Origin of the sequence: Niabella insulisoli (assembly GCF_039652435.2) — a bacterium.
GTDB classification, from domain to species: Bacteria; Bacteroidota; Bacteroidia; order Chitinophagales; family Chitinophagaceae; genus Niabella; species Niabella insulamsoli.
Genome location: NZ_CP190246.1, coordinates 1,227,227 through 1,245,218, shown reverse-complemented (window position 1 = coordinate 1,245,218; position 17,992 = coordinate 1,227,227). Strand labels below are relative to the sequence as shown.

Genomic DNA, 17,992 nt, shown 5'->3' with positions numbered 1-17,992 from the left:
GATTTTTACGGCAACCGCATTATTATCTCGGCTTGGGTAAAACGTGATGCTGCCGCGCCCAGTTGTTCCAGCTTTCAGACAAGGATTTCACTTTCTCCGGAAATTGAGCAGCCAGATCATCCAGCTCCGTCGGATCCTTCGATAAATCGTATAAACTCCATTTTTTTTGCCCCTGCGTCATCACCAATTTCCAATTTTGCTGGCGCGCGTATTTAGCGCCTTCGTGTTCATTAAAAAGAATTTCATGGCCATTGTCTTTCTTTCCTTTTAACGCTGATACAAAGCTTTTGCCTTCCAACGGAAGAATTGTGTTGCCCTTATAAGATTTTGGATAAGTTGCTCCGGCGAGTTCAATAAAAGTAGCCATAAAGTCCATCACGTGGCTTACCCGGCTGCTGTTAATGCTTCCCTTTTGTTTGATAGCTGCGGGCCACGACACGATCATGGGCGTATGAATGCCGCCTTCGGTCGATTGCGATTTCCACAGGCGATAGGGCGTGTTAGCAACATTCGCCCAATGCGGCCCGATTGAGAAGAAGGTTGTTTGCGGGCCAGGCAATACAGATTTGTCCGTATTATAAGCAATTTCCCTGCCGTCTCTGGTCGCGCCCGGCCGATCGAACCCCGGACCATAGCGCTCACACAGTTCGGCGCTGGCGCCGTTATCGCTAAGAAAAACGATTAATGTATTGTCCAGTTCATTCGTTTCTTTGAGCGCCGCGAAAATACGACCAATACCCTGATCCATCCTGTCGATCATGGCGGCATGCACAGCCATGGCCCGGGCATCCCATGCTTTATTGGGATTGTCGGCCCAACTTATTTCATCGGGATGGCGCGGAGATAACTTTGTAACTTTGGGATCAACCAGCCCCATTTTTGCCATTCTGCTGAAACGGGCCTCCCTAATGGCTTCCCAGCCTTTGGTATAGGTATTTTTATATTTTTCAATGTCTTCTGGTAGCGCATGCAGCGGCCAGTGAGGCGCGTTTTGAGCAACATATAAAAAGAAAGGTTCATCCTCTTTTGCCATATCGCGGATATAGCTTGCTGCTTTATCATTAATCGCGTCTGTGTGATAATAATCTTCAGGAACTTTAGTTACAGGCTGCGTGCCTTCCACGAGGCTGAAAGGATCAAAAAAATCAACGACACCCCAAATGGTTCCATAATATTTATCGAAACCCCTGTTGGTAGGATATTGCTCGATCGGAGAAAACAGCGGGTGCTGCTCCTGGTGATTTAACCACCGCAATTGCGCCTCTTTATTAGGTTGCGTTATCGTATTAGAAACATGCCATTTACCGGTCATCGCGGTTTGATAGCCGGCCTCCTTCAGCACTTCAGCAATAGTCACCACGTCTTTTCCCAAATGACCTTTATAGGCCTGGTTGTCCTTTTGCGTTGTCATGTCGCCGATGCCGGCATCGTGGTTATACATGCCGGTAAGTAAAGAGGCGCGCGTTGGGCAACATCTGGAGATATTGTAAAATTGCGTAAAGCGGATGCCAGCTTTCGCCATCTGATCTAAATTCGGCGTTTGCACCTCACCTCCAAAACAACCGAGATCGGAATAGCCCAAATCGTCGGCGAGGATGAGAATGATATTGGGCCTCTTATCTTTCGCGGGCGGTTCGGGGTTGGCCCGGCAGATGCCGGCAGCTATCAATAAAATAATTAAGAAAGATTGCTTCATGTTGGTTATTTCTTTTTTTGTTCGTTCAATAAAATGCTTACATTATTCGTTTTCTTCGTTGCGAGGCTGCCGGCTAAACGCCTGCATTTCTGTTGCAATGCCCTTATCACCCTGCTGCTTCATAAAAGCGTCAAGCTGCACTTTGAGCTTCTGTTTGATATTTTTATAGGCCGGTTGTGCTGCCAGGTTGTGGAGCTGCCAGGGGTCTTTTATCACATCATACAACTCCTCTTCAGGACGGGTTACATATTGCATAGCCCTTGTTTCGTTTTTATTTAACCATTGTTTAAACAACGCCGAAGAAGTGACTACGTTAGAAAATTTATTTTCAGCGTTAAGGTTGTGGATGAATAAATATTGATTGTCGCGCACCGATCGGATTGCATACGCTTCGCTGCCTTTGATGATGCCGCGCGTGGTGTTAACACCAAAAACATAATCTCTCATTTTCTCCCGCTTTCCTTTTAGCACTTCTTTAAAGCTCGTCCCGTCAAAGCCGGTTCCTCCCAGCGCATCAGTAGAGCCCGTATTTGCAGCTTGAGGGTTGCCTCCGGCAATATCGATCAATGTGGGAAGAATATCAGTGTACTGCACCATCGCGTTGGTACGCGATCCGGATTTAGTAACGTCGGGCCAGCGGACAATAAATCCCGATCGCAAACCCTGATCATATAAGGTCCATTTCGAAAAAGGGAAAGAGTTGCCCTGCTCGGACGCAAACATGACAATCGTATTTTCTTTCTGACCGGTACGCTCGAGCATATCCAAACAATAACCTACGAGGCTGTCGAGATAAGTAATCTCAGCGAAATAATCTACCATATCTTCCCGCGTCATCTTTGTGTCGATCATATTGGGTTCGAGCCTGATGTTTTGAGCATCATATTGGCTTCTATCGCCCCTGTTCCACGGACTGTGGGGCTGATTGCTGGTAAACATCAGGAAAAATGGTTTGGTACCGGATGCCCGTATATAAGATTCAGCTTTGCTCAAATCAACATCCTGCCCTTTCCCATTATCATGGTTTCTTCCTCCTAAAAAATCAAAGGGATAAGCCGCCTCCGGCCCGAAATGTTTTTTACCAATTAAAGCAGTGCGATAACCGAGGGCCTGTAAATAAACAGGCAGCGTTTTGATGCCGTCATAAATGATGCTATGATTGGGGTAGGCGCCGTTGCGCACCGGGCCAAGACCAGTGAGCAGGTTTTGTCTTGTTGGTGCACAGATGGGCACAACATTAAACATTTTGTCGAAACACAAACCCTCTTTGGCAAGCCGCGCCAGGTTGGGCGTTTTCACCTGTTGACTGCCATAAGGTTCGAGGTCCCTCATCGTCAGATCATCTGCCATGATGAATAAAATATTTGGTTGGCGGCCGGAGGGTTGCGCCCCTGCTGCCAATGTCCACAGCAAAGCGCTAATGCATATTTTAAAAAAACGGTATCGCATTATTTTATTTTAAAGCATTAAAATTTTTGAACTTCATCGGGGCCCGGCTTTGCATAGTCAGGATCAAGCGCCTTTATTTCAATTTTCCCATCCGGCGTCACTTTTACATCAAGGGGAACCAAGGTAACGCCTTGCTTATTGATCGTGTAGGCGTTGTCCCGCAGGTCTTTTGTTTGAATACCTTCAGTTGAAAGTGGCGGTACATTTGCATTATAAAAAGCCGTGCACCACCAGCGTCCCTGTTTATCCTGAAACGGCGTGCCATGGCCCAGAAACCGGCCCACAAATTGACGCGGGCCGTAAGGACCCTTAATGTTATCAGCGACTGTGTAATATAAATTGTAGCTTCCCTTCCTGCCTTTGTTGGTTGACCACCCCGTTCCGAACAATACATATTTTCCCCCGATTTTTAAGATCGTGCAACCCTCGTGCCCAATACCTTCTTTCTTGCTACCATCGCCCATAATGCGCAAGGTGGAAGGGTGAATCGGTTGCGGAGCCGCCACAAACCCCGACATATCCGGCTTCAGTTCCGCTATTTGCGTATTACCCCAAATTATATAAACCTTTCCGTCCGTATCCTTAAAGAGAGAAGGGTCATGTAAGCCCTTTGATAAATCTTTCAGTGGAAAATCAAAGGGGCCTTTCAGTTCCGCCGTTCTACTAACCGCCAAATTAGAACCTTGTTTTACCGGGCCCGGCGTGGTGTGCACCATCACCCATTTATTATTGATAAAATGCAGCTCGGGCGCCCATAAATGCCATTTGCGCTTGGGTGTATTTTTAAACGCATCTTGATTTTGCAGTGCCCAATATCCATTTTCCAAACTGAAAGGAGCGCCTGCGTATTTCCAATCCACCAAATCGGGGCTTTTCCAAACGCGCACCTGCCAGCCCACCTGGCTCGAATCGCCTAAGCCGACATTATATTTCGCGCTTTCAGCCGATTGTTTGGTAGGCATCTGCGTGGTTCCTGTCAGGTAATAAAAGCCGTCGGGAGCCAGTGTAATATAGGGATCGCGGATCCAAATATCATCTTTCACGAGTACCGCACTTTGATGAGCTTGCAAAGATGAACGAACCTGATCCGCATTGAGCTGCGCGTTTGCGACTGTGCAGTTAAAGGCCAAAGAGCATGCAAATAGCGAAATATATTTCATTGTTAATTGTTATTGTTTTGAAGACACGCGCGAAAGCAATTCCTGGTTTAGAATGAAGCACGGCCAAAAGGTTTAAAACTTAATTAAATTAAGGCGAACGCAACAGTTGATTCATCGTAAAACGCAGGTCTTCTATACTGCCTTTGTAGGTTTGAAGTGCACCCGAAAGGCTTTTCCCTTCTAACATGCCGCAGGTTACATAGCCACCTTTGATTTTAGTAAGATCCTTATTCATATTTTTTGATAAGACAAGCTCATGATTAAAATAAATAGAAAGCGCGCCCTGTGCGGTTAACTTGAGTAATAAATGTCCAGCGTTTTGCGCCAACGGCCTGCTCGTCGCAATATCGTTTTGATGAAGCCGAAAGCTAATCTTCCCGTCAAAAGCTGACAATTGGAAGTTATTGAAGTAATCGCACACGATCCCACCCCGATCTGTTTGTGTCAGATAGGCTGTAATATAGAGTGTATCGGGATTCCAAAGCGAACGGTTGAAAGACATGGCCGACGCCGCCTTTCCCTGATCGATCGTGTAATTTTTATCATAAAAAACAGGAAGTGTACCTTTAATAATGTCAATTTCGCTTTCTCCCTGCCGCGCCAGTTCTTTTCCAAGCAATGCGCGGGTGCTTTGTAGTTGATTGGCGAAAGCCGCTTCTGATACCAGATTTTTGAACTCAGCCGGATCGGTATTCAAATTAAATAATTCTTCCGGTGGGCGGTAGCTGTATCGGTCGAGTAAAAATTTGGTACGGGCATTGGTGGCAGCATCCTTCACCCAGGAATCAAAATAAAATTCATTGCGCTCCACCTCATCAATATGGGTGATAAACCTTAAACCCGGATGATAGTTTTTAATATAATGCCAACCGGATTGCGTAATAACAGAACGCGCCGGCGTATAGTTATACCAGTAGTGTGGCTCAACCGATGTTTCCGCAAACACAAAAGAATGATGCTGCGCCTTGCGGCCTGTCAAGACATCTTTCAGCGACGCACCATCCAACCCTTCGATCGCATCGCCGCCTGCCAGATCAACCATTGTTGGTGTCAAATCAGCCAGCGACACTAAAGCCCCGGAAGTTGTACCCGCAGCTATTTTACCCGGCCATTTAATAATGAGCGGTACGCGCAGCCCACGGTCATAAACCGTCCATTTTGCAGACGGGAACTGAGCGCCCTGATCAGAAGTGAACATAACTACCGTGTTGTCCGATTTTTTCGCCCGGTCAAGCGCTGCCACTACCGTCCCAAACATTTTATCCGCCTCGCCAATACTTTGATAGTAGGCGGCCAGCGCGTTTCTCGTTTCTTTGGTATCAGCCAAATAATCGGGCAGCTTCAGTTGCTGCGGATTAAAATCGCGGTTGGGAAACCAGGGTACATGCGGCACCCAGGGCGCTACAATCAAACAAATGGGTTGATCGGGCCTTGTTTTGAAATGGTCCTCTATCATGTGCACTGTTTCCTTTTTTCGGTCTAACCGGTTGGCGATGGGTTGATATTGACCAAACTCCTTACCGATATGTTCAAAAGGAAAATTCTCCTCGGGAGTAACGTGCGTTTTACCGGCAATTACCACGCGGTAGCCCTGCGCCTTTAAAAAATGAGGAAGGCTTTTGATGCCGGCATGCGTGGTGAAATGATTCATTTGCGAACCATTTTTAAAAGGATAGAGCCCCGTGAAAATAACACTTCTCGAAGGAGAACACATCGACGAAGCGGCATAGGCCCTGGTAAACCGCATACCTTCGCCCGCAAGCTTATCAAGATGAGGCGTTTTTACATCCGTATTGCCATAACACCCCAGGTCTGTTTGATTCAGATCATCGGCAATAAATAACACAATATTTGGTTTGCTTTGCGCATGCGCTATACAAACCAGCAATAAACTAAAAACTGTTGCCACACTGCGCCTGATGGTGCAACGCCTGACGATATACCTTGTAAAGTTTTGAATTTTATTCATGATATAAAGCGTGATTGGAGAACAATCAGCCCTTTAAAACAATCGTTGAAAACAGCCAGGCATCGCTTTACATGCTGACGGCCTGAACAATATTTTCCATCCAAATATTTCAAATGGCGAAGCCAAGTTACTAAAGTGGCGTAAAAGCGGCTACTCAAAATTTGGATGATTTGTCTCAATCATGCCCTTCCCTCAAAACAAAAAGGGTCTTTACTCTAATAAAAATTGAATGTCTTCGATGGTCAGCGCCTTCATCACATTTTCGTCAGTGGAAATCAAATCGTCTGCCAACTTCTTCTTGCGTCCTGCCAGTTTTATAATTTTTTCCTCAATACTATCGCGGCAAATCATACGGTACGCAAAAACCTGGTTGCGCTGGCCAATACGATGCGTGCGGTCAATGGCCTGATTTTCAACTGCTGTATTCCACCAGGGATCAAAAAGGAATACATAATCAGCTTTGGTAAGATTTAATCCCGTATTGCCCGCTTTCAGGCTGATCAAAAAAACAGAAGCGGTGGCGTCGGCGGCCTGAAAGGTATTGACGAGTTCCTGCCTTTTTTTAATATCGGTTTGGCCGTCTAAACGGAGGGTTGCGATGCCTTCTTTCTTCAGATCTCTTTCGAGCAAATCGAGCATCGTAGTAAACTGACTAAAGACAAGCGCGTTGTGTTCGGGAATGATACATTTCAACTCATCGATCAAGACTTTGGTCTTCACGCTTTCATAGGTAAAAATATCTTCGTGCTTCACCAGCTCGCCGCTGTTGCAAACCTGTCTTAATTTCGTCAGGCCCGCCAGCACACTGAGCTTTCCTTTATTCAAGCCGCTTGTTTTGATTTCTGTGAAAATATTAGCGCGAACTTCTTCTTTAATGCTTTCATAAGCGCTGCGCTGATCGGCATTCATTTCGCACCATAGTACCGATTCAGTGCGGTCGGGAAGATCCGCGGCTACCTGCTCTTTAGTTCTTCGCAGCACGAAGGGTCGAATAAGCCTTTGCAAAGCAGCGGCTTTTTCTTCGTTGGCCTGCTGTTCAATGGGTATGGCATATTCCTTCTTAAAAAATTCGGGCGTGCCCAGCAAACCGGGCATCAGGAAATGCAATTGGCTGTGCAGATCGCTGGTGTTGTTCATAACTGGCGTTCCGCTAATGGCAATCTTTGTTTTTGCGGTAAGCTGCCACACGGCGCGCGTCGTTTGCGCAGCAGGATTTTTGATATGATGGCTTTCATCTAAAACAATCGTTTCCCAAGCAACAGATTCTAAAAGAGGTAAATCCTGCCGCATGGTGCCGTAGCTTGTAATAACGATACAAGATCCCTGCTCAAGCAGCTGCGCGGTATCTCTTTTAGCGCCATGTAAAATAATAGCTTTCGCGCCGGGCGCAAACTTTTCCAATTCTTTCAACCAATTGTAGAGCAAACTTGCCGGCGCCACGACGAGGTGTTTACTTTCCGGATATTGCTCCATTTTGTACAAAATAAAACTAATGGTTTGAAGCGTTTTGCCCAGCCCCATGTCGTCGGCAAGGCAGCCGCTGGCGCCGATTTCAGATAGCAGCCGCAACCATTCGTATCCACTCTGCTGATAAGATCTAAGCGCAGGCACTTTCAAGCCGGAAGGCAGCGGGAAGATCGACGCTTGGCGCTTCTCCCATTGATGCCATTTCTGAATCCAGTCTTCGCCGATTTGATTTGGCAATGGTTCATCCGTCCGTTCGGCACTTGTAATATCGCCCAACATCAGCCATTTTGCCGCCCTCAACTGGTTATCTTTTATTTTTCCGTGCTTGATAAGTAAACCGTATTTCCGAATCCAGTCCTCACCTAAAACCCCCAGGCTGCCGTCTTTTAACATCACGGCTTTTTGATTATTCAAAAGCGCCTTCTGCAACGTGGTTAAGGTAACTTTATCCTTCCCAAAGCTCAACTCCATTTGCAGCATGATAAAATCGCCTTCTTCTTTTTGATGGGTTACCTTTATTTCTGCTTTATGCGGCGAGTAGCGGAAATGTTTGAGCAGGTCGATGCCCACCAGGTCAATATCTTTCTCGAGAAGTGTATGATATGTTTTCAGGAACCATCCTTTTTTTTGTGCCTCGGCAAAAGTGAGGTAGAAAAATCCGTTGTTTTGATTCGCAAATTTTTCATGAAGCGATCGTAAAAATCCGACGAGCTCCTGCTCACTTCCTTCGCTGCGTTCAATACGTACCATACGGTCGCCCATCTGCACGTTAGCTACCGGCTCAAAAACACCTTCGACGATAAATCCATCATAGACAAACTGGGGTTCGAGTTTTAGAAAGGTATTGTTTAATTCACTCAACAGCAGCTGCACCTTCGGAAGCATGGATAGTGATGATGCTTCCGAAAGCGCCGACCGGTCAACGCGCACTTCCCATTGTTCGAGCTGCTGAAAATCGGCCGCCAGTGCCTTTGACTCGTGCTCGCCCCACTCCGTTTTGCTGTTGGTCAGAAACCAGTGCAGCGCTTCATGGCTTTTCTGCGATAGCTGGTAATAACAATCATCACGCTCCAGTAAAAAATAAAATCGCCGGAAATTGTCCAGGTCTATTTTTTCTTTACCGATCTCAACATGGATGGTAACGAAAAGCGCCGCATCCGTTTTAATGATATCAAATGCTGCCTCTACCGGGTAATGATAAAAACTGCATTTCATATTTTGAAATCGCTTATCGCCCATCTGAACGGCGTGATACCAATCGCTGAAAGCCAAACGACGGAGCCCGCCCACCCAACTATATAATTTTTTTTGAAGCGCATTTTGCACCAGCTGTTGCTTTTCTTTATCACCCGCTAAATAATGCGCTTCCTGGTGCAGCGCGATCATGGTCTTTTCCAACTCGCCGGCAGAAAAACGAAGCAACGATTTTTGCGCTTCTTCGTCGAGCGCTTTAAAACAACTTCGCAGCGCAGCACGCGTCAGCGGCTGCTCTCCTGATTGGAGACCCTCGGGTGTTTTTATCAATTGTCTTAAAGCGATAACCGGTTTTTTGGAAAACAGGTGGGCCGGTTGAAAAAGTAAAAAATTTTTTGTATGCGCTGTTGCCATATTACACTAATCTGGCGGGCAAATATAAAGATGAATGTCACTTTTCCAAATGACTTCGGTTTAGCTGTTTATTAACAGTAAATATTTGTCGAAGTCAATTTTGAGAGCCATTGATGCCTGTCATAACCGTCGTTTATTGCAATAGTTGTAATTTTGAGTTTAAACTTTATTTATGAAATGAGCCATAAACATTCTGCCTACGCAAACGGAATTAGTATTTGGCGAATTCCATCTGACCGCTAAAAACAAAAAACAAACAGATGAAAAAAATCCTTACTTTAATTGCCGTCGCTGCGATTTTTATCTCTTGTGGCGAGGCCAGAAAATCAACCTCCGGGCAACCAATGGAAAGCATCTCTCTTAAAGGCAGGAAATGGAAACTGATCGAAATTTACGGCCAGCCTGTTGCTGGTAAAATAAACAATAAAGAACCCTTTATTGAATTTAACGAAGGAGAAGAAAACCGTTATGCAGCTTCTGGCGGATGTAACGGCTTAGGCGGCACTTACGAGCTGTCAGATCATGGGCGCATCCAATTTAAACAAGGCATGTCAACTATGATGGCCTGCAATGACATGACTATCGAAAATCAACTCAAAAAAGTCTTTGCAGCAGCAGACAATTACACTATTGCCAACAATATTTTATCGCTAAACAAAGCTAAGATGGCGCCGTTGGCCAGGTTTGAATGGGTCGATCTTGCTAAGGAAACGGCACAATTAAATGGCACCTGGGAAGCCGATTACATTTCGGGCCCTCGCATTGCGTTTAACGGGTTATATCCTGATAAAAAACCGGTGATTACATTTAATCTGCCGGACACGATAGCCACGGGGAACAGCAGCTGCAATAATTTCCGGGTTACGTTTAAAATTAAAGGTTCCGCCATACAGTTTGGCTTACCAATGGCCACTAAGATGGCCTGTCCCGGCGAGGGGGAAAGCACTTTTTTCAAAACCTTGCAGCGTGTGAATCGCTTTAGCGTTTCAGGAACGACGCTCAATCTTATCGTTGGAGATATTGCGGTGATGCGGCTTCAAAAGAAAAGCTGACAAAGAGGCGCTATAAAAAACAACCGGATGAGTCGTTCAAAACAACATATTGTTTATACCATTGGCCATTCAACAAACACAATCGAAAAGTTTATTGAAATGCTCCGTTCTTTTGATATAAAATTGCTGGCTGATGTTCGCGGGTTGCCCGGATCAAATAAATTCCCACAGTTCAACCAGGAAAATTTAGAACGGTCTCTGCCGGAACATAAAATCCATTATCAATATTTTAAGGACCTGGGCGGGAGGCGGCGCGCTTTAAAAAACTCTCTAAACACACGCTGGTTGAATGCGTCTTTCCGCGGCTACGCCGACTATATGGAAACGGACAACTTTGAAAAGGCGATGCTCCAACTGAAAAAACAGGCAGCGAAAAAAGCTACGGCCATTATGTGTGCTGAAGCGCTTTGGTGGCGCTGCCATCGCTCGATGATCGCAGATTATTTAACTGCTCAGGGCTGGCAGGTGCTGCATATTATGAATATTGGAAAAGTACAGGAACACCGCTACACCTCTCCTGCTACCGTTGTTGGCGACAAAGTCAGCTACCATGACTAAGCATCATTTTATAAATAAGTCAATTATGAAACAGGCATTCAAAATAGGAGACAAAGTGAGCTGGAACTCAGAAGCCGGAAGGGTAACAGGCACGGTCATCAAAGTCCACACGAAAGATTTTGATTACAAAGGCTACACGCATCATGCTTCTGAAGCTACGCCTCAATATGAAATCGAAAGCAGCAAAACGGGGCATATTGCGGCGCATAAAGGCAGCGCACTCACTAAACTGTAAAAATCTATTTAAAAAAGAAAAACTCATTTTAGTTTATAAACTTCAGTCCCGGCCAGTAAAAAACATCCCAGGCCGTAATCTTCAAAGTCGGGCTTACTGGTGTAGGTAACAGGCTGTCCATCTTTCGGCTCTTTACCCGTGCCCTGCACATACCCTAAAAATCCGTTTTTATGCACCGCATCCTTCACCATCGCATTCCAGGCTTTGGTCAGCGCCGGCAAGTAAGTTTTTTTATCAAGCAAGCCATTTCTCACTCCCCATGCGAAGCCGTAGGTAAAACAGGCCGTCCCGGTTATTTCCTTACCACCATAATGATTGGGATCATGAAGACTGGCAGTCCATAAACCATCGGGCCTTTGGATTTTCACCAAAGCGGCGCTCATATCTTTAAAATCCTGCAAATACTCGGCATAGTGTGGGTCGGACTTTGGCAATTCTTCCAGCACTCTTACAAGCGCCATCAGCACCCAGCCATTGCCTCTGCTCCAATAACAATCTTCCCCGTTGGGTTCTTTATAAGGAGGATCAAAATCTTTATCGCGCCACCACAGGTGATCTTCACGGTTGTAAAGCCCGTTGTCACCGTGCTTGTTTTTTGTATAAGCATACATATCATACATCTGCTCGAAATAGCGGCTATCGTTATAGAGTTTCCCCAACTTGGTGAACACCGGCATTGCCATCTGAATAGCGTCAATCCAGCTCCAGGCATCGATTTTTTCACTAGCAACCACCCGATCCATACAGGCCTTAATATCCCTGATCCGTTCTTCTTTTTTATCGATCAGGTAAAGGTCGATATACGTTTGCCCACAACATTGATTATCCGCATTCTCCGTTGAAATACCGCCACGCAAACGCCAGTTGTGCTTTTCGCCCCACAACACAGCATAATCGTAGTAAGCCTTTTTCTTGTCAATAGTATGCAACGCCATTAATCCTTCATAATAAACAGCCCGGGTCCAGATATTACTCGGCCGCTCAATATTGGTGAAGATGGGTTTGCCGGGATCGGGCCATTTATTCATAAAATACCCATTAGTAAGCCGAAGTGTTTTTAATATATTTTTTTTTGAAGGAAGCTTTTGAGCATTGCTATCTGCAGCAAGCGTCATAAAAAGACAAAATAGTAACACGCTGTAAAGTCGCATGGCAAAAATTTTTATTTCGTTAAGGGTCAATATTACGCTATTGCGAAAGAAGTTCCATCCTGTGGCATCCTGACAAAACTAATTTTAATAAACCGGGGCAGGACGGGGCAGGATGTTTACCCGGACTGTAAATTTTAAATTCGTTGGCTATCGAAAGTTTGCCAATATGAATTTAAAAAATTGCCTTCCCATTTTTACGCTGTGTCTATTTTCAACGCTGACGGCGGTCTCACAACAAAAGATTGACAGGAAAAAATTAGTACAACGCCACACAGTACACATCAACAGGGCCGATACGCTGGCGTCTCTCTCGGTGGGCAACGGTTCTTTCGCTTTCACTGTTGATGTAACAGGGCTTCAATCTTTTCCGGATGCCTACGCCAACGGTGTTCCTTTAGGCACACAAAGCGCTTGGGGATGGCACGCTTTCCCTAACGTTAACAACTACAAGTTTGAAGACGCGCTGCGCACCTATCATCTCAACGGCCGGGATGTTAGCTACGCCGTTCAAAACGGCAGCGGCCCCGAAATCAATAAGAAAACAGCAGACTATTTTCGAATCAATGAACACAGGCTGCACCTCGCCAACATCGGCTTTGAAATCAAAAAGAAAGATGGCTCTTTAGCTTCGCTAAAAGACATAAAACACATACAGCAATCACTCAATATGTGGACGGGGACAATCAGCAGTTCCTTTGCTGTGGAAGGGGCCCCTGTGAGGGTCACTACTTACGGTCATCACAGTGAAGACGCAATCGCTGTGAAAATTGTTTCGCCGCTGCTTCAACAGGGAAGAATAGCGATCAGAATACGGCTGCCCTATCCCAGTGGCGAGTGGGGAGACAGAGGCAACAACTGGGGCAACGACGATCAACATCAATCTTCAATAGTCAGCAGCGCCACAGGCAAAGCCACCATTCAACATTTGCTCGATACGACTCATTATTATCTTCAATCCCGATGGAGCGGGACAGCTGTTTTGAAGGAAAAGCAACCCCATTATTTTATACTTACGCCAGCGCGGGCCGACAGCTTTGAATACAGCTGTTTGTTTGCCCCGGAAGCAAGGGAAATACAGCCCTCTTTTGCAAGCACCCGGTTAAGCAGCCTTCAGGGTTGGGCGCAATTCTGGAACAGCGGCGGGGCTATCGATTTTTCCGGAAGCACCGACAAACGGGCCTTCGAGCTGGAACGCAGAATTATCTTGTCACAATACTTAACACGCATACAATGCGCCGATAACTACCCACCCCAGGAAACAGGCCTTACCTACAATAGCTGGTACGGCAAACCCCATCTTGAAATGCATTGGTGGCATGGAATTCATTTTGCATTATGGGGAAGGCCTGATTTGCTTCAAAAAAGTGTGGATTGGTATTTTAATGTAGCCGATGTGGCGAAAGGCATTGCGCAGCGACAAGGCTATGATGGCGTCCGCTGGCAAAAAATGACGGACAACAAGGGCCGGGAAGTGCCATCTTCTATTGGCGCTTTCCTCATTTGGCAGCAACCGCATTTCATCTATTTTTCTGAATTGCTTTATCGCGCGCAAAAGGATAAAAAAATGCTTAACAAGTATAAGGATCTTGTTTTTGCAACGGCCGACTTTATGGCGTCCTTCGCCCGATTTGACACAGCCAGCCAAAGATATGTTTTGGGAAAAGGGCTGATACCTGCCCAGGAACGCTTCAAAGCGGAAGACACTTACAACCCTACCTATGAACTCGTCTATTGGCACTGGGCGCTCAATGTGGCGCAACAATGGCGCGAGCGGCTGGGCCTGCAAAGAAATGCCAAATGGGACGACGTCATCCATAAGCTGTCCCCGCTGCCGGTTCAGGATGGAAAATATTTGTTTGCCGAAAGCGCAACTGACTCCTACACCAACCCTGAATACAAGACAGATCACCCTTCTGTTTTTGGCGCTTTGGGCATGCTGCCGCAAACACCCATGCTCAATAAAAACCTGATGCAGCAAACTTTTAACTGGATCTGGAACAACTGGAGCTGGCATGACACCTGGGGTTGGGACTTTCCAATGACAGCAATGACGGCGACCCGTCTTGGCGATCCAGAGAGAGCCGTGCAGGCGCTCCTGATGGACATTCAAACCAACACCTATCTGCCAAACGGACATAATTATCAGGAAGGCAGGTTAACTATTTATTTGCCGGGCAACGGCGGTTTATTGGCTGCTGTTGCCATGATGTGCGCGGGCTATGATCAGGCCGCTCAAACATTACCCGGCATACCGAAAAATGGTAAATGGAAGGTAAAAGTAGAAGGGCTTCAAAAAATGCCTTAGTTTTTTATCCATTCAATATCAGCAGTTTCGTTGTCGCAAACACCTGAACAGCAGGATGGCGCAGGACGCATCTGTGAATATTAGGTCTACCTTAGTTTTTGTTAATGCCATTTGAGTTGCCGGCCTGCCGCAGCGATTTATTAAACACGAAAATAATCTGGCTTCATATGAAATCAATCCCCATCCTGATGCTGCTATTATGCGCCAGCATCACAGCAACAGCACAATCAACCCCGATCAGCGGAACTATTACCGACGATAAAAACATGGCGGTCAGTGGCGCTACTGTTACGCTCAATACAGGGCAAAGTACGACCTCTGATGCTAACGGAAAATTTTTGCTGACCACCGAAGATCTCGCCTCCGCCGAGTTAACTATTACCCATGTCAATTATCAGGCTAAAACTGTCAAAGCTACGGCAGAAGCCATGAACATCGTTTTAACGCCCACGCAGGAACAGATGAGCGAAGTGGTGGTAATCGGGTATGGTACGCAAAAAAAACGAAATGTAACCGGAGCGGTCAGCACGCTTAATGCCAACTTTGAAGAGCGCCCCGTTCAACGTGTGGACCAGGCGCTGGTAGGACAATTGTCCGGCGTTCGGGTAAGACAGACAACAGGCGCTTTAGGCAAGGGCCTGAGCGTTCAGGTGCGCGGCACGAGTTCTATCTCGGCGGGAAATGAACCATTGTATGTTATTGATGGATTTCCATTAACACCCGCCGCTCCTAATGCTTCCGGCAACTATGCCAGCGGTAATCCGCTGGACAATATCAACCCTAATGACATTGAATCCATCCAGGTTTTGAAAGATGCTGCCTCTGCCGCCATTTATGGATCCCGCGCGGGCAACGGCGTTGTCCTGATTACCACAAAAAAAGGGAAAACAGGAAAGCCGACTATTAGCATTAATAGCGTTGTAGGTTACATGGAGAGAAGCCGCGGTTTGGACATGCTCAACTCGGAGGAATGGATTGACCGCGCAACGGAAATGATCAACGCGCAATGGGTCGCTTCAGGAGCCAACCGTTCCGCCAGCCAAACCAACGAAGAAAGAAGACAAATTCTGGGCTTGTCTGCAGGCCAGGTAAATACAAGCCTGATGACGGACGACCGCTGGTTTCAGGCAGGCCATCCCGGCTTGGCGTTATATAGCATGCAAGATGAAATTTTTAGAAAAGGTTTGACACAAAACCATCAGCTATCAGCAAGCGGCGGCACCGAAAATGTGAAATACTTTATATCGGGCAATTATAACCGACAGGAAGGAATGGTGAAATTTACGGATTACACCAGCTATTCAGCACGTGCCAATGTGGAAGTAACCGCCATCAAAAAATTAAAATTTGGCGTCAACATCAGTCCCACTTATAGCATCAATAATGATCCGGGTGTAGAAGGAAAAGACAACATACTCCACCAGGCATTGAGCTTCACACCAGTGCAGGAAGACACGATGGGTCTTTATGCGAACACCGGCTTAAATGGGCAGTATCGCTGGAGCGTATCCACCAATAGCCCTTATGCAAAACTTCAATATTCAATCGGAGAAACCCGACGGTTCAGGACGTTGAGCACTGTTTATGCAGATTATTCCATCATCCCCGGGCTGAATCTTAGAACGACTGTGAATTTGGATAATACCGATATTACCGCCAAAAGCTATCGTCCCTATATCCTTTCAAGCAGCCTTCCCACCCGGTTGGCGCAGCTTTCGGCGTTAACTTCCGGATCTTACAACACGATCCGCAAAAGAACCTTCGTCAACGAAAACACTATCTCGTATAACAAAGTTTTTAACAGCATTCATGATGTTTCCTTTGTAGGTGGTTTTACCTACAACTCCGATAAGTTTGAAAATTCGAATATGTCTTCGCAGGGCGGATTCAGATCAAGCTCTATCACCACGCTTAATGACGCGGTCGCAGTAACCGGCTCCACTACCGAATCAATGAATATTTTGCTCTCCTACCTCGCCCGCCTTCAATATGGATACGACAACAAATATCTATTGTCAGCCAGCATCAGAAGAGACGGTTCTTCGAGATTTGGAGCCAATACCAAATGGGGCGTATTTCCTTCCTTTTCTGCGGGATGGCGCATCAGCGGCGAAAATTTCATGTCGGCTGTCACCGTGGTTAACGATTTGAAATTGCGCGCCAGCTACGGTACATCCGGCAACTACAATATTCCCGATTACGGAAGCATCGCAACTCTTGGCAATTACGGCTACACTTTCAACGGCACCCAGGTGACAGGGTTCGCTCCTTCCGGCATCACCAACCCCGATTTGGGTTGGGAAAAATCGGAGATGGTAAATATCGGTATTGATTTATCAATCCTTCACAATCGCATTAGTCTTTCGGCAGAATATTATAATAAAAAAACAAGAGACCTCCTTTTCTACGTTCCTGTGTTAGCAGTGACGGGGTCGGGGCAGGTATTGGCCAACGCTGGCGAAGTGAAAAACACCGGTTGGGAATTTGATCTCAACACCAGAAATGTTGTCGGATCCGCCTTTCAGTGGAATAGCAATATTAACCTGACTTTGAACAGGAATGAACTGATTTCGTTGCCCGGCGGCCAGGAGCAATTGCTCATCCCTTCTTCTTTCGATATTTCGCACGCCATTCTACGCGTGGGCGAGCCGCTTTATAGTATTTATGTGGTAAAGCAGGATGGGATTCTGACCGCTGCCGATATTGCCAACGGCGCAGCAAGATATGGATCGCAGGTAGAAGGCGATCCAAAATATGTAGACTTCAACGATGATGGTGTAATTGATGCGAACGACCGCCAAATCGTGGGTCATCCTAACCCCAATTTTATGTGGGGCATGACCAATACTTTTAAATACAAAGATTTTGATCTTTCGGTATTGGTTCAGGGGCAACATGGCGGGTCGATTTATTCATTGCTGGGCAGAGCTTTGGGCAGAACCGGTCAAGGCTTTACCGACAATGCGCTTGGCTTTTACAGAGACCGCTGGCGTTCGGCCGATGACCCTGGCGACGGCGTCGTGGGCAAAGCCTACTCTACTTTCGGGCGTATCAAAAATACCGATTGGCTCTATTCATCAGACTATATCAGAGTGAGAAACGTTACGCTCGGCTATAACCTGGGTAATGCCTTCCGAAATAATTCCGTGGTGCGGGGCGCGCGCCTCTTTGTTACTGCAGAAAATTTTTGGGGATACGATAAATATAAAGGCGGCCTGAACCCGGAAGCTAATAACACCAATCTCAGCGGCGACGACAACTATCCGGAAGCTGGCGACTACGGAGGGCTTCCCCTTCCGCGGTCTTTGGTATTCGGAGTCAACTTCAGTTTTTAATGCTATT

At 46.4% G+C, this 17,992-nt stretch carries 11 protein-coding genes; 5 read left to right on the top strand and 6 right to left on the bottom strand.

The window, feature by feature from the left end:
• Window positions 1-22: 22 nt before the first annotated feature.
• The 5 genes from ABDK00_RS05310 to ABDK00_RS05290 all read right to left on the bottom strand — a co-directional run bounded on the left by ABDK00_RS05310 (window position 23) and on the right by ABDK00_RS05290 (window position 9,349).
• Window positions 23-1,696 (bottom strand): arylsulfatase, encoded by a 1,674-nt coding sequence (locus tag ABDK00_RS05310; protein WP_346238837.1) that lies wholly within the window; start codon window positions 1,694-1,696, stop codon window positions 23-25.
• A gap of 42 nt (window positions 1,697-1,738) precedes the next feature.
• Complete coding sequence (locus ABDK00_RS05305) at window positions 1,739-3,145, bottom strand: sulfatase (protein WP_346238836.1); 1,407 nt, start codon at window positions 3,143-3,145, stop codon at window positions 1,739-1,741.
• 17 nt (window positions 3,146-3,162) lie between these two features.
• Window positions 3,163-4,305: a family 43 glycosylhydrolase gene (locus ABDK00_RS05300; protein WP_346238835.1), complete on the bottom strand. Its 1,143-nt coding sequence runs from the start codon at window positions 4,303-4,305 to the stop codon at window positions 3,163-3,165.
• An 88-nt stretch (window positions 4,306-4,393) separates the two neighbouring features.
• The gene (locus tag ABDK00_RS05295) at window positions 4,394-6,274 is read right to left on the bottom strand and encodes a sulfatase (RefSeq protein WP_346238834.1); all 1,881 of its coding nucleotides are present in this window, start codon (window positions 6,272-6,274) and stop codon (window positions 4,394-4,396) included.
• 210 nt (window positions 6,275-6,484) lie between these two features.
• Window positions 6,485-9,349, bottom strand: coding sequence for a DEAD/DEAH box helicase (locus tag ABDK00_RS05290; protein ID WP_346238833.1), 2,865 nt, complete (start codon window positions 9,347-9,349; stop codon window positions 6,485-6,487).
• A gap of 260 nt (window positions 9,350-9,609) precedes the next feature.
• Here ABDK00_RS05290 and ABDK00_RS05285 point away from each other — a divergent pair, with 260 nt between their 5' ends.
• From ABDK00_RS05285 to ABDK00_RS05275, 3 genes are read left to right on the top strand one after another with little or no spacing between them, the layout of a single operon-like run.
• Window positions 9,610-10,401: an META domain-containing protein gene (locus tag ABDK00_RS05285; protein WP_346238832.1), complete on the top strand. Its 792-nt coding sequence runs from the start codon at window positions 9,610-9,612 to the stop codon at window positions 10,399-10,401.
• 27 nt (window positions 10,402-10,428) lie between these two features.
• Complete coding sequence (locus ABDK00_RS05280) at window positions 10,429-10,959, top strand: DUF488 domain-containing protein (protein WP_346238831.1); 531 nt, start codon at window positions 10,429-10,431, stop codon at window positions 10,957-10,959.
• A gap of 25 nt (window positions 10,960-10,984) precedes the next feature.
• Window positions 10,985-11,194, top strand: a complete 210-nt coding sequence (locus ABDK00_RS05275; protein WP_346238830.1) for a DUF2945 domain-containing protein — start codon at window positions 10,985-10,987, stop codon at window positions 11,192-11,194.
• Window positions 11,195-11,217: 23 nt separating this feature from the next.
• Here ABDK00_RS05275 and ABDK00_RS05270 read toward each other — a convergent pair whose 3' ends face one another.
• The gene (locus ABDK00_RS05270) at window positions 11,218-12,345 is read right to left on the bottom strand and encodes a glycoside hydrolase family 88 protein (RefSeq protein WP_346238829.1); all 1,128 of its coding nucleotides are present in this window, start codon (window positions 12,343-12,345) and stop codon (window positions 11,218-11,220) included.
• Between the two features lie 166 nt (window positions 12,346-12,511).
• Here ABDK00_RS05270 and ABDK00_RS05265 point away from each other — a divergent pair, with 166 nt between their 5' ends.
• Together ABDK00_RS05265 and ABDK00_RS05260 are read left to right on the top strand one after the other, a co-directional pair.
• Window positions 12,512-14,650 carry a hypothetical protein gene (locus tag ABDK00_RS05265; RefSeq protein WP_346238828.1) on the top strand — a complete coding sequence of 713 codons (2,139 nt, stop codon included), beginning with the start codon at window positions 12,512-12,514 and terminating at the stop codon, window positions 14,648-14,650.
• 167 nt (window positions 14,651-14,817) lie between these two features.
• Window positions 14,818-17,985, top strand: coding sequence for a TonB-dependent receptor (locus tag ABDK00_RS05260; RefSeq protein ID WP_346238827.1), 3,168 nt, complete (start codon window positions 14,818-14,820; stop codon window positions 17,983-17,985).
• Window positions 17,986-17,992: the final 7 nt, after the last annotated feature.